This is a genomic window from Clostridium lapidicellarium, assembly GCF_041224415.1.
GTDB classification, from domain to species: Bacteria; Bacillota; Clostridia; order Clostridiales; family Clostridiaceae; genus Clostridium_B; species Clostridium_B lapidicellarium.
Genome location: NZ_JBGFFE010000039.1, coordinates 1 through 13779 on the forward strand (window position 1 = coordinate 1; position 13779 = coordinate 13779).

Consider the following 13779-nt stretch of genomic DNA (forward strand, 5'->3'; position numbering starts at 1 on the left):
ATAAAGTTCTATGAGAAGCTGGCAAAGGTTGAAGTAACAAAATAAATTATAATATAAAAGTAGACATGGGTTTGATAACCTGTTGTCTATTTTTTTGTTAAAAAATATTTATGCATATACATGAAAAAAACTCTTGATAACGATTAAAATTTGTGCAGGTGAATATTGTAACGGTTGTCGAAAAATATGATAATAAAAATACAAAGTAATTCAAAAATTATAGAGGTCATATTGTGTTTACAGTAGGTACAAAATGTAGTAAACGTTATTAAAATATATGCTATCTATAATAATATAAAAAATTTTACTAATATTTTTACTATTTTAATAGTTGGGGGGAATTTTAATGGCTTTAGTTATAGTTGGCATGGGAGTAGCTTTGCTTTTAATATTAATGATACCATGTAAACTAAATGGATTTATGTCTTTAATACTGGTTTCTTTATTTGTTGGTGTTATGGAAGGTATGCCACTTACTAGTGTAACTGATTCTATGTATAAAGGTATAGGTGGTCAGTTGAACGATCTTATCTTAATACTTGGATTTGGTGCTATGCTTGGAAGACTTATGTCAGATTGTGGGGCTGGACAAAGGATAGCAAAAACATTGATAAATAAATTTGGAATAAAAAGAGTTCAATGGGCTATGCTTATTACATCAATTATAGTTGGAATTTCGATGTTTTATGAGGCAGGTTTTATACTTTTAATACCTATAATATACAGTGTAGTTAAAGAAACTAAATTTCCATTGATGTACATAGGTTTTCCTGCATCCGTTGCATTATCTGTGTGTCATAGTTTCCTTCCGCCTCACCCAGGTCCAACACTTGTAGCAAATTCTTTTAATGCAAGTATAGGCAAAACTTTGTTATTTGGGCTTCTTATTGCGATACCTGGTGCTATAATTGTTGGAATTTTCTTTTCTAAGACTTCGATTATAAAAAATGCGAAAACAAAGATACCTGAAGGGCTTACTACAAGTAAATTGTTTAAGGATGAGGAAATGCCAAGTTTCGGTAAGAGTGTATTTACTGCACTTATTCCTGTAATTTTAATAGCTATTGCTGAATTTTGTGGAGTATTTCTTCCTAAGGATTCTGTAGCACTAAAATATATTAAGTTCTTTGGAGATGCACCTATAGCTTTGATGATATCTGTAATTATTGCTATATTTACTTTTGGTTTTGGTTGTAATAGAAAAATGGATGAAATAGCAAAAAGTATGAGTGAGTCAGTAAAAGCTATAGCAATGATAATTTTGATTATAGGAGCAGGAGGGGCATTTAAACAGGTGCTTGTAGATTCAGGAGTAGGTAATACAATAGTAGCCATTACAAAAAATCTAAATGTATCTCCTATAGTACTTACATGGCTTATTGCAGCGTTACTCAGGACTGCACTCGGTTCAGCTACTGTGGCTGTAACTGCTGCTGCTGGATTGGCTGGACCTCTTGTAGTTGCTTCTGGTTTAAATCCTTGTCTTATGGTATTGGCAACTACTACAGGAAGTATATTTGCATCTCATGTAAATGATCCTGGATTTTGGATGTATAAGGAATATTTTGGACTGTCAGTAAGTGATGCAATAAAAACTAGAACAAGTTATACATGTATACTTTCTGTAATAGGTTTAATTGGAGTGTTGCTTTTAAATATATTTGTCCATTAGATACATTAGATTGATTATTTATCTTCAATTTGTAATTTAAATATAAGGATCCAATTCTTCTATACTAAAGTTAGGATTGGATCAAGAAGTTCTTTGACTTTTGCGGACAACTACATACAATTGAATAAATAGAAACACTCCAAAATATTTTTAAGTAGTTGAAAATATATATAATCTATTAATTTCATAATATATAAGTTATGCAAATAAATAAAAAATAATTTTTTATTTATAAGTAAGTTTGTGCAACTGAATATTGCTTGAAATATTTAAAAATATCATAATATAAAAAGTTGTAAAAGTAAGCGTTAATTTAATAGAGCGACATTGGAGGGTTCAAATATGAAGAAACATTTAAACATTTTATTAGCACCAGATTCATTTAAAGAAAGTATGACCGCAAAAGAAGTATGTGATGCGATGGAACTAGGAATTAAGAGAGCCGATGAAAATATTAATTGTATAAAAGTTCCCATGGCAGATGGTGGAGAAGGTACGATGCAGTCACTTGTGGATGCTACTTGTGGCAAAATATATAAAATAAAAGTAATGGGACCGCTTGGTAATGCAATAGAAGCAGAATATGGAATTCTAGGAGATGGGGAAACTGGAATAATAGAGATGGCAAGTGCAAGTGGTATAACTCTGGTGCCTGAAAATAGAAGGAATCCTCTTATAACGACAACTTACGGTACGGGCCAGCTTATAAAAGATTGCCTTGATAAGGGGGCAAAAAAACTTCTTGTAGGAATAGGTGGAAGTTCCACAAATGATGGTGGAGTCGGTGCAATTCAAGCACTGGGTGGTAAGTTCAAGGATAGATTCGGAAAAGAAATTGGATTTGGCGGTGGAGAACTTGGCAAAATTGATAATATAGATTTAAGTGAACTTGATCCGAGACTTAATAATATGAAAGTTGAAGTTGCCTGTGATGTTGCAAATCCACTATGTGGTGATAATGGAGCATCAAATATATTTGGACCTCAAAAAGGTGCGACGAAAGAAATGATAAAAATACTCGATGACAATTTAAGACATTATGCAGATATAATTAATAAACAGCTTAATATAGATGTAGCGGAGATTCCAGGAGCCGGGGCAGCTGGTGGGCTTGGTGCAGGGCTTATGGTTTTTATGGGAGGGAAACTTGAAAAAGGAATCGATATAGTTATCAAGTATTCAGGATGTGAAGAAAAAGTAAAAAAAGCAGATTTGGTTTTTACGGGCGAAGGAAGTATAGATTTTCAGACACAATATGGGAAAACACCAATGGGGGTTGCAGCAATAGCAAAAAAATATAATAAACCTGTAATTGCTTTTGCAGGAAATATTGGAGACAATATAGATGTCCTTTATGATCTTGGCATAGATGCAATTTTTAGTATTGTCCATAGGGCATCTAATTTGAACGATGCAATAAAAGACGGTAAGATAAATATGGAAAAAACAGTTAATAATGTAATACGGCTTATAAAATTAAGAATTATATAAAGTGTATGTGTTACGGAAAAAATGTCATTGTACTTATTTCTTTTAATAAATAAAGAATCAAATTTAATTCATTTGGCAATAGAGAAAAATTGACAAGTGTCATAAATAGAAATAAAGGTTATTGAAATATTTTATAAAAACTAATTAGGTGGCGATTTTAAAGTTGAAGGATATATATGATATTTTAATTATTGGTGGAGGAGTAGTTGGGAGTGCCATTGCAAGAGAATTTTCAAGATATGAATTAAAAATAGGTGTTTTGGAAAAGGAACCTGATGTTTGTTGTGGAACTAGTGGAAGAAATACGGGAATGCTTCATGCAGGTTTTACTTATAGACATGGTTCGTTAAAAGCACAATGTGCCATTGAGGGGAATAAGGAGTTTGATTCTGTAGCAAAGGAACTTGACGTACCATTTAAAAGGACTGGAAAACTTGTTATAGGATTTACAGATAGAGATATGCAGAGCCTCCTTAAATATAAAAAACTTGGAGAATTGAATGGAGTTGAAGGTCTTAAAATAATTGATAAGAGTACAATAAATAAACTTGATCCTAGTGCAGGAGGTGAGTTCGCAATGTATTCGCCTGCAAGTGGGATATTGAACCCATTTGAATATACCATAGCTCTTGCAGAAAATGCACATCAAAATGGAGTTGAGTACTATTTTGATAGTAGAGTTATAGATATAGCGAAAAAAAATGATATATTTAAAATAAAAACCATTTCAAAAACTTTTTATACAAAGTGGGTAATAAATTCTGCGGGATTGAATTCAGATGTTATATCAGAAATGCTTGGGATACCAGGTTATAAGTTAAAAGGATTTAAGGGCGAATACTATGTACTTGATAAAAAAGCTGGAAAATTTATGAATATGCCTATTTATCCAGCTCCTAATGAAAAAGGAGGATTTGGTGTACATGCTACGCCGACTGTAGATGGAAATATATTAATAGGACCTAGTTCTGAAATAGTTTATGATTTTGAAGATTATGGTGTAACAGCTCCTATAATGAATAAATTAATTGCTGAAGGAAAAAAGATATTCAAAAATCTTAAAAGAGAATATTTTATTAGGAACTTTTCGGGAATAAGACCTAAACTTGTGGATAAAAAAACTGGAGAAGTACAGGATTTTGTCCTTGAGATGAGAGAAGATGTACCTAATGTTATAAATCTTGTTGGTATAGAGTCTCCTGGACTTACAAGTGCACTTCCACTTGCACGAAGGGCGGTAGCGTTATTTAATAAAAAAGAAAAATTAATTCCAAATAAAACTTTTAATCCGAAAAGAAAGGGAATTCTTAAATTTTCGGAACAGGATGATAGTGTAAAAGAGAAACTTATAAAGAGTGACAGTGACTATGGGAAGATCATATGCAGATGTGAAAATGTTACAAAAGCAGAAATAATACAAGCTGTTCATAACTGTCTTGGAGTGGATTCAATTACTGGGATAAAAAATAGAACACGTGCTATGATGGGAAGATGTCAGGGTGGATATTGTCAGACCAGAATAGCTGAAATAATTGGGAAGGAAAAACATAAATCAGAGAAAAAGATATTATATTCACGAAGTGGATCTTATATGTTTGTGGGAAAGGTGAGAAAATAATGGCTTTCATAAAAAAAGATGTTGTAATTGTAGGTGGAGGTCCTGCGGGACTTGCAACAGCTGTAGAGCTTAGGAACAAAGGTATCAAGAATATTGTAATCGTTGAAAGAGAAAAACAACTTGGAGGTATTTTAAAACAGTGTATCCATGATGGTTTTGGACTCACTAGATTTAAAAAAACTCTATCAGGACCTGAATATGCTCAGTTATTTATAGATAGGGTTGACGAGCTTAATATTGAATATATTACGGATGCTACAGTGATTGATATTACTCCTGAAAAAATTGTTACTGTTGTATCTAAGAAAGGTCTTTTAAAATATAAAGCTAAAGCAGTTGCACTTGCCATGGGATGCAGGGAAAGGACAAGAGGTGCAATTGGCATTCCGGGTACGAGACCTGCAGGAGTATATAGTGCAGGAGTTGCTCAGGCTTATGTTAATCTATACAACAAGATGATAGGAAAAGAAATTGTGATACTTGGCTCAGGTGATATTGGCATGATAATGGCCAGAAGAATGAAACTTGAAGGAGCAAATGTAAAAGCTGTTTTTGAAATACAATCATACCCAAGTGGATTGCCGAGAAACATTGAGCAGTGTCTCAATGATTATAATATTCCGTTGTATTTGAGTCATACTATTACTAAAATTAAAGGGAATTCTAGGCTTGAAGGGGTCACTGTGTGTAAAGTGGATAAGAATATGAAGCCTATACTTGGAACAGAAAAGTATTATAAGTGTGATACACTTATACTTTCAGTTGGTCTTATACCTGAAAATGAAATTTCATTGTCTGCAAATGTTAGCCTTGATAATAGAACAAAAGGTGCTGTTGTTGATGAAAATTATCAAACAGATGTTGGTGGAATATTTGCAGCAGGAAATGTACTTCATGTACATGATGTTGTTGATTTTGTGTCCCTTGAAGCAGAGAAGCTTGCTGATTCAATAGCAGAATATGTAAATGGAAAAGTATTTTATAAACCTTGTATAAATATAAATGCAGGTGATAATGTAGGGAGTGCAGTGCCACAGAAAATAAGTGGTAAAAAAGATTTCAGCATTTCCATGAGGGTAAAAAAACCGATGAAAAACTGTGAAATTGATATTATACAATCCGGACAAGTTATTAAGGCTGTGAAATTGAAAAAGGTGATACCTGCAAAAATGATTCAAATTGGATTGAAGAAAGAAGATATAAAATCTATGAGCAATATAGAGGTGATCGCAAAATGATAAAAGAGTACACCTGTATAATATGTCCTAATGGATGTGAGATAGAGGTTGATATTGAAAAAGAAAAACCGATTTCAATTAAAGGTGCGTCTTGTAAAAAAGGAGAAAAATACGTAAAAATGGAAATTGTAGATCCTAGAAGAACAATTACAACGTCGGTCCTTGTAGAAAATGGAGTTGTGCCACTTGTGAGCATAAGACTTACAAATCCAATACCTAAGGCTTATATATTTAAAGTAATGGATAAGATTAAAAGTATAAAAGTAAAAGCACCGATTAAAATAGGTCAAGTTATAGTGAATAATATATTTGGACTTGGCAGTGATCTTATTGCCACAAAAAATGTGAAAGTAAGTGAGTGATATGGAGATAAAAAAAGGAGGATCAGTATCTAAGTTATTAGCTGATGTTTATATACCAAGGATGTTTAAGGTGAAACAAATTTTTCCGAGGCCTGTAATTAAGTCAGAGGATATACCAAATGTAATAAGAAGAGAACTTTCTCAAAAAAAATTTTCACGAAAAATCAAACCTGGAATGAATATAGCTATTACGGCTGGAAGTAGGGGAATTGCAAATGTTGCAATCATAACAAAAGCTATAGTTGATTTTGTTTCATCCAGAGGGGCACATCCTTTTGTTGTACCTGCAATGGGAAGTCATGGGGGAGCAACTGCTGAAGGTCAGCTTGAATTACTTGAAAGTTATGGTATTATGGAGAATTTTTTAAAATGTCCCATAAAATCTTCAATGGAGGTTTCAGTAATTGGGACTTTGAAAGATGGAAGAAAAGTAGTTATAGATAAAAATGCCGCACAATCTGATGGAATAATAATATCCTGTCGTATAAAGCCTCATAATGCCTTTAGAGGGAAATATGAAAGTGGGATTATGAAAATGATGGCAGTTGGACTTGGTAAACAGGTTGGGGCTGAATGTGTACATTCACAGGGAATGGGTAAAATTGGCAACAATATTGAACTCATTGGAAAAACTATTTTAAAGAATGCACCAATTCTTTTTGCAATTCCGTGCATAGAAAATTCATTTGATGAGACATGTAAAATAGTTGGCGTTGATTCCAGTGAAATTCCAGATAGAGAGCCTGAACTTTTAAAAGAGGCATTTTCCAATATGCCAAGAATAATAGTAGGAAAATGTGATGTACTTGTTGTTGATGAAATAGGGAAAAATTATAGTGGTACAGGTGTAGATCCCAATATAACAGGTACATTTTCTACTAAATATGTGAGCGGTGGAATAGAGGTTCAAAGAACTGCAATGCTTGACTTAAGTAAAGAATCCCATGGAAACGGTCTTGGAGTTGGCCTTTCTAGTGTTATAACAAAAAGGCTGTTCGACAAATTGGATGTTGAGAAAATGTATCCTAATTGTATTACGAGTACTGTTCTTGAATCGGCAAGGATACCTTGCGTTGCAGCTGATGATAAGGAAGCTGTACAATTTTGTATAAGGACATGTGTAAATATTGATAAAGAAAATGTAAGAATAGTTAGGATACCAAACAGTTTGCATATTGAACACATAATGCTTTCAGAAGTTTATTATGATGAAATTAAAAATTATCCTGATCTTGAAATAGAAAGCAAACCGGAGTATATGAAATTTAATGAATACGGTAATTTAATATAGCTGTTGAATATTATTTAGTTCATATATATAAAAATAGATCAATGTAAAGGATTAATATTTGTGCAATTGAATATTGATTGAAGCAGTTAAAAAGATGATAATTGAATCATAGACAATGTGAAATTTTTATTCAAGCATATTTCAAAAAAATCACTGCAGTTAATGTTATTGGGGGGGGAAAAGATGAATAATGAAAAAAATTTAATAAAAAATACACCAGTTGTTACAGATTTGAAAGTTATACCTGTAGCGGGGTATGACAGTATGCTTCTTAATCTAAGTGGAGCACACGGCCCATTTTTTACACGTAATGTCGTGATTTTGAAAGACAATAGTGGAAATATGGGAATTGGAGAAGTGCCAGGAGGAGAAAAAATAAGAAAGACGATAGAAGATTCAACTTCACTTGTTGTTGGACAAAGTATAGGAAAGTACAAATCAATAATAAAGGCGATAAAGGATACTTTTGCATGCAGAGATTGTCTTGGGAGAGGACTTCAGACTTTTGATCTGAGAATTGCAATTCATGCTATGACTGCAATAGAAGCTGCACTTCTCGACCTTGTGGGAAAATATCTTGGAGTACCAGTATGTGAGCTCTTGGGAGAAGGACAGCAGAGAAAATCAGTAAAGGTTTTAGGTTATCTCTTTTTTGTTGGTGACAGAAAAAAAACGAACCTACCATATTTGGATGAATCAGATTCAAAGGATGAGTGGGTTCGCCTCAGAAGAGAAAAAGCATTGACTTCGGAAGCAGTAGTAAGGCTCGGAGAAGCGGCCAAGGAAAAATATGGCTTCAAAGACTTCAAACTAAAAGGTGGAGTTTTAAAAGGAGAAAAAGAAGCAGAAGTTGTTACTGTACTTCATGAAAGGTTCTCTGATGCACGTATAACTCTAGATCCTAATGGAGCTTGGCCATTATGTGAAGCTATTGATATTTGTAAAAATTTAGTTGGAGTGCTGGCATATGCAGAAGATCCTTGTGGAGCTGAAGGTGGATTCTCAGGGCGTGAGGTAATGTCAGAGTTCAGAAATGAAGTTGGACTGCCTACAGCTACAAATATGATAGCGACTGATTGGCGCCAGATGGTTCATTCACTTCAGATGCATTCTGTGGATATACCACTTGCAGATCCTCATTTCTGGACTATGGAAGGTTCGGTGCGTGTTGCCCAGACGTGTAGAGATTGGGGGCTCACCTGGGGTTCACATTCAAACAACCATTTTGATATTTCACTTGCTATGTATGCACAAACTGCAGCAGCAGCACCTGGAAAAGTAACAGCCATAGATACACATTGGATATGGCAGGATGGACAATATCTTACAAAAAACCCATTCCACATTGTTGGAGGGATGATAAACATTCCTGACAAACCAGGTCTTGGAGTAGACATAGATATGGGAAATGTTAAAAAAGCAAATGAATTGTACAATAAAATGTCATTGGGTGCCCGTGATGATTCAGCTGCTATGCAATATTTGGTACCAGGATGGAAGTTTGATAATAAAAAACCATGTTTAGTAAGATAAATTTTAAAGTCAAACCTTTATTGATTTCAATCCTAGTTGGATTAGTAATTTGCTTTATACCAAAACCAAATTTGGTACCTATAAATGGATGGCATTTACTTGCAGTTTTTATATTTATTATAGTGGCATGTGCCCTTGGAGCCATGTCACTTGGTTTAGCTTCTTTTGTCGGAATATTTATTTTGACTTTTACACATATAATTACGATAAAAGATGCATTTTCTTCATATAGTGAAAGCCTTATATGGCTTATAGTATGTGCTGATTGTCTTTCTATAGGAATAACTAAAACAGGACTTGGTAAAAGACTTGCATATAATATTATAAAGAAAATTGGCAAAAGAACTATAGGAGTTGGATATTCACTAGTACTTTGCGAAGGAATATTGAGTATGCTTATTCCAAGTGCTACTTCAAGATCTACTGGGATTGTACTTCCTATTACAAAAGCTCTTTCAGAAGCTTATGGTTCAAAAGTTGGAGATGGTACAGAAAAGAAAGTGGGAGCATTTCTTATGCTTACATCAATACACAGCAATCTTATTTCTTCATCACTTTTTATTACATCTTCTGCCGTAAATTTGCTTGCTATTAGTATGGCCGGAAATCTTGGTGTAAAGACACATATAACTTTTGGATTATGGTTTATGGTAAGCATAGTTTCTGTATTGTCGAATTTTATGATTGTTCCGGTTGTTATTTATTTTTTATGTCCACCGGAAATAAAAAAACTTGATAATGTTAAAGAATTAATGGATGGCAAACTTAAACAATTAGGACCCATGAAAAAATCTGAAAAATTTATGATAATAGTTTTTATTATTGTTGTTACATTATGGATATTTGGGAATATATTTAATATTGATGCTACTACTGTAAGTGTTTTAGGACTTGTAATACTTATTGGATCTGGAATTGTATCTTGGGAAGAATTTACTGGGAAAAAAGAAATTTGGAATCTTGTGATATGGCTTGGTGCATTTATGATGATGGCAGGTCAACTTAACAAGCTTGGGATAATAAAGTGGATGAGCAGTATAATAACTCAATATATACGTGGTATACCGCAGTTCCCTGCTCTTGCGATAGTATGTGTTTCTATGTATTATCTACATTACCTTTTTGCAAGTAATATGGTTCATTTTACTGCATTGTTTTCAGCATTCTTTACAATATTACTTGGTATTGGAGTACCTCCAGTGCTTTCGGTATTTATTTTAGTAGATATATCGGCACTTAGTTCTGGACTTACGCATTATGGTATAGCACAGGGAGGAGTATATTTTTCAGAAGGATATATAAAGCAGAAAGAATGGTGGTTTGCAGGTTTTGTAGTATCAATAGTTCATCTTGCGATACTTCTTCCATTTGCAGCAATATGGTGGAAATTTATAGGGATTTAATAAAGAAGAGTTTTTGAAGGAAGAAAAGAAATAGAAACCGTGAAAATGTTGAGAAAATTTTTTTCCGGATATTTATTCAATATAGATTTAGATGGAGTGTGGACATTAAAGGAGCAGTTGAATTATGCAAAGGTAAAAAGTCCCTTTGAATATAAAAAATTACTATTATAAATAGAAAAATAAAATCTAAATAGATTTGAAAACAAGATGGACAGCAATTATGGAATTGGGAGAATTCCTACAGAAAAACATAGATACTTTCTAATCTATACTAAATAATAAATAAGCGTATGTCAGTTATTTAACTGACTATAAACTTATTATAGATGATTGCAGAATTTAAATTTTAAAAGTGTGGATAACTTTTAAAAAATTCCTTAAATTTGAGCAAAAAAAGAAAATGCTAAATAAGCCTTTTGAAAAAGGGTATGCGAAGCATGTAGGATGATACTTAACTGTGGATATGTGTATTAAGCAGCATATTTGATAAGTTTATTTAAATTTCTTACTTTAGTCTAAAGCTTCTATGTGCAAACTTTGGCATATTCTTATATGCGGCAGCATAGGGGTTAAAATCTTTATTATTAATAACTTTAGCGAAAGCTTTTTGCTTATTTATTTCTGAAACCAGTGTCTTAGGGTTATTCTCTTTAACTTTTGGCTTTAAGCCTGAAGTATCGTAGATAAGCATGGAATTGAGACCTATATCGGGTGAATTCTTAGGTAGATTTTCATCAATATCGTCACATATTTCAATAATCTTAAGAGTCATTGAGCTGAATAACTCCTCAATCTGTTTTTCAAAGGTAGTTTTAAATCTGCTGATGAAAGTTTCATCAGGGATTTGGCTATCAAGTTCACAGAACTTCCTGATGTCTGAGGATAAAGCTAAAAATATACAAAGAAGACTGGTTGTAGGGATCTTAAATATATGCATTACAATTAGCGATGAAAGCACTGATGCTAAACTGAAGTTTCTATCGCGTCCTAATTCTGAGTAATACCTATCGGTAAATGACTTGGGAATAAAGGCATTAATATCAAAATTTTCTTCAAGAAGCTTTAAAAGTTTAACTGGATGCTGGTAAGACAAAGTGTTAAGTTCAGATAGCTGGTCGCTAAAATTTAATTGTTTAAATTCAGATAAACAAAACATTGCAATTTCCTCCTTTGTGGTTTTTGTTGTGGATTGATCCCCTTAACAGGATACCACATTGGAGTGAAATATATAATTAAAGAGTTAAAAAAGTTAGTAAAATCAATGGCTGCAGTATTCTGCAACCGACTATATAAACTTATTATATTAGGAGTGAAATATAATGGATGTCAGAAATATGGAACCTCTATATATCAAAATTAATCCTAAAGACAATGTGGCAGTTATAGTAAATAAGGGTGGATTAAAAAAAGATACATTATTAGATGGTGGTTTTAAACTTCTTTCAGATATTCCAGAAGCTAATAAAGTAATGCTTGAGGACGTATCAAAAGATGAACCTATCATAAGATATGGTGAAATAATTGGATATGCAAAATCTGATCTTAAAAAAGGAAGCTGGCTTCATGAAGATAAAGTAAGACTTCCCAGGGCATGTCCTCTGGATAATTTGAAAAGTGGGTATATGGTGGATCATTATAATCCCCTTGAAGGTTATACTTTTTTAGGATACAGAAATGATGACGGAAGTGTCGGCACAAAAAATATTCTTGGAATTACAACTACGGTTCAATGTTCGGAAGGAGTGGTAAATGTAGCTGTAGATAGAATAAGAAGTGAACTTCTTCCAAAATATAAAAATGTAGATGATGTTGTTGCACTTAATCACCTATATGGTTGTGGTGTAGCTATATACGGTGATAATGCCGAAATACCGATAAGGGCAATAAGAAATTTATCTAAGAATCCCAATTTTGGGGGACAGCTTCTCACTATATGTCTTGGCTGTGAGAAACTTGTACCGACAATATTATTTCCCAAAATAGAAAACGATGATCTTGTAGTTTTACAGGAATGTCATGGTTTTAAAGAAATGATTGATGAAATAATGAGAAAAGCAGAAAAAAAACTTGAAAAGCTAAATTCCCGTACAAGAGTGGAATGTCCTGTATCAGATCTTGTAGTTGGACTTCAATGTGGTGGAAGTGATGCCTTTTCCGGAATAACTTCAAATCCTGCTGTTGGATTTGCAGCAGATCTTCTTGTAAGAGCCGGTGCGAAAGTTATGTTTTCTGAAGTTACGGAAATAAGAGATGCAGTACACCTTCTTGCACCTAGAACAAAAGATGACAAAGTTCTGAAAAAACTTGTCAGGGAAATGAAATGGTATGATAAATACCTTGAAAAATCACACGTTGACAGAGATGCGAATCCATCTCCTGGAAATAAAAAAGGTGGACTTTCAAATGTAGTAGATAAAGCCTTGGGTTCTGTTGCAAAGTCGGGAACCACGAGTATAGTAGATGTACTCTCTCCAGGTGAGAGAATTAAAAAGAGAGGAATGACTTATGCGGCAACTCCGGCTAGTGATTTTTTCTGCGGAACAATGCAGCTGGCATCGGGAATGACACTTCAAGTATTTACTACGGGGAGAGGTACAACCTATAATTTGAAGATAAGTCCTGTGATCAAGGTATCCAGTAATTCAACTTTGAAGGAAAAATGGTTTGATCTTATAGATCTTGATGCAGGTAGAATAGCAACTGGTAAAAAAAGTATAGAAGAAGTCGGATGGGAATTGTTTAAATTAATAATAGATGTAGCAAGTGGAAGAAAGAAAACTTATGGGGATATTCATGGACTCTATAATGCACTTGGAATATTCAATCCAGCTCCAATTACATAATGTTTCAAATTTTGTTTATGCATATATATGAAACAAATTATGGATAGTTACTTATATTTGTGCAAATGAACATTGATTGTAATAGCGGAAAATATGATAATAATAATATAAATTAAAGTACAGGAGGATTAACGTATGAAAATAGGATTTATAGGACTTGGAATCATGGGAAAACCGATGTCGAAGAATTTGATAAAGGCAGGTTATAACCTTGTAGTATTTGATATCAATAAATCAGCTGTTGACGAAGTTGTAAAAGCAGGAGCTGAAGAAGGAACTTCTGCAAAGGATGTTGCATCAAAAACCGATGTTATTATAACAATGCTTC

11 protein-coding genes are annotated in these 13779 nt (G+C 33.3%); 10 read left to right on the plus strand and 1 reads right to left on the minus strand.

The genetic code is table 11. The annotated features are described in order from the left end of the window. The first annotated feature begins 346 nt into the window (after positions 1–346). The 8 genes from AB8S09_RS15255 to AB8S09_RS15290 all read left to right on the plus strand — a co-directional run bounded on the left by AB8S09_RS15255 (position 347) and on the right by AB8S09_RS15290 (position 10608). Positions 347–1672, plus strand: coding sequence for a gluconate:H+ symporter (locus AB8S09_RS15255; protein WP_369869484.1), 1326 nt, complete (start codon positions 347–349; stop codon positions 1670–1672). Positions 1673–2014: 342 nt separating this feature from the next. Beyond that, positions 2015–3163, plus strand: coding sequence for a glycerate kinase family protein (locus AB8S09_RS15260; protein ID WP_229981426.1), 1149 nt, complete (start codon positions 2015–2017; stop codon positions 3161–3163). Between the two features lie 163 nt (positions 3164–3326). After that, positions 3327–4781 (plus strand): NAD(P)/FAD-dependent oxidoreductase, encoded by a 1455-nt coding sequence (locus AB8S09_RS15265; protein ID WP_229981427.1) that lies wholly within the window; start codon positions 3327–3329, stop codon positions 4779–4781. Next, a complete protein-coding gene (locus AB8S09_RS15270) occupies positions 4781–6019 on the plus strand; it encodes an NAD(P)/FAD-dependent oxidoreductase (RefSeq protein ID WP_268253823.1) in 1239 nt (412 codons plus the stop codon). Before AB8S09_RS15265 ends, AB8S09_RS15270 begins: the two co-directional genes overlap by 1 nt. Further along, positions 6016–6381, plus strand: coding sequence for a DUF1667 domain-containing protein (locus AB8S09_RS15275; RefSeq protein WP_229981428.1), 366 nt, complete (start codon positions 6016–6018; stop codon positions 6379–6381). The genes AB8S09_RS15270 and AB8S09_RS15275 overlap by 4 nt, the downstream gene beginning before the upstream one ends. Position 6382: 1 nt before the next feature. Beyond that, complete coding sequence (locus tag AB8S09_RS15280; RefSeq protein ID WP_502064945.1) at positions 6383–7672, plus strand: nickel pincer cofactor-dependent isomerase, group 22; 1290 nt, start codon at positions 6383–6385, stop codon at positions 7670–7672. A 183-nt stretch (positions 7673–7855) separates the two neighbouring features. Further along, the gene (locus AB8S09_RS15285) at positions 7856–9205 is read left to right on the plus strand and encodes an enolase C-terminal domain-like protein (RefSeq protein WP_369869486.1); all 1350 of its coding nucleotides are present in this window, start codon (positions 7856–7858) and stop codon (positions 9203–9205) included. Beyond that, positions 9190–10608, plus strand: coding sequence for a DASS family sodium-coupled anion symporter (locus AB8S09_RS15290; protein ID WP_229981431.1), 1419 nt, complete (start codon positions 9190–9192; stop codon positions 10606–10608). The genes AB8S09_RS15285 and AB8S09_RS15290 overlap by 16 nt, the downstream gene beginning before the upstream one ends. Positions 10609–11113: 505 nt before the next feature. Here AB8S09_RS15290 and AB8S09_RS15295 read toward each other — a convergent pair. Next, on the minus strand, positions 11114–11764 hold the full coding sequence (locus AB8S09_RS15295) for a transposase (protein WP_369869488.1): 651 nt from the start codon (positions 11762–11764) through the stop codon (positions 11114–11116). A gap of 163 nt (positions 11765–11927) precedes the next feature. Between AB8S09_RS15295 and garD the strand changes: the two genes are divergently transcribed. Then, positions 11928–13451, plus strand: coding sequence for a galactarate dehydratase (gene garD / locus AB8S09_RS15300; RefSeq protein WP_369869489.1), 1524 nt, complete (start codon positions 11928–11930; stop codon positions 13449–13451). A gap of 135 nt (positions 13452–13586) precedes the next feature. Continuing rightward, the coding region (locus AB8S09_RS15305; protein WP_369869490.1) for an NAD(P)-binding domain-containing protein at positions 13587–13779 on the plus strand (193 nt) is incomplete at its 3' end.

What these genes read in the sequence shown, in the direction of transcription:
- AB8S09_RS15270 (WP_268253823.1), top strand. Translation starts at nt 4,781, where the DNA reads ATGGCTTTCATAAAAAAAGATGTTGTAATTGTAGGTGGAGGTCCTGCG.
- garD (WP_369869489.1), top strand. Translation starts at nt 11,928, where the DNA reads ATGGATGTCAGAAATATGGAACCTCTATATATCAAAATTAATCCTAAA.
- AB8S09_RS15285 (WP_369869486.1), top strand. Translation starts at nt 7,856, where the DNA reads ATGAATAATGAAAAAAATTTAATAAAAAATACACCAGTTGTTACAGAT.
- AB8S09_RS15295 (WP_369869488.1), bottom strand. Translation starts at nt 11,764, where the DNA reads ATGTTTTGTTTATCTGAATTTAAACAATTAAATTTTAGCGACCAGCTA.
- AB8S09_RS15280 (WP_502064945.1), top strand. Translation starts at nt 6,383, where the DNA reads ATGGAGATAAAAAAAGGAGGATCAGTATCTAAGTTATTAGCTGATGTT.
- AB8S09_RS15255 (WP_369869484.1), top strand. Translation starts at nt 347, where the DNA reads ATGGCTTTAGTTATAGTTGGCATGGGAGTAGCTTTGCTTTTAATATTA.
- AB8S09_RS15290 (WP_229981431.1), top strand. Translation starts at nt 9,190, where the DNA reads ATGTTTAGTAAGATAAATTTTAAAGTCAAACCTTTATTGATTTCAATC.
- AB8S09_RS15275 (WP_229981428.1), top strand. Translation starts at nt 6,016, where the DNA reads ATGATAAAAGAGTACACCTGTATAATATGTCCTAATGGATGTGAGATA.
- AB8S09_RS15260 (WP_229981426.1), top strand. Translation starts at nt 2,015, where the DNA reads ATGAAGAAACATTTAAACATTTTATTAGCACCAGATTCATTTAAAGAA.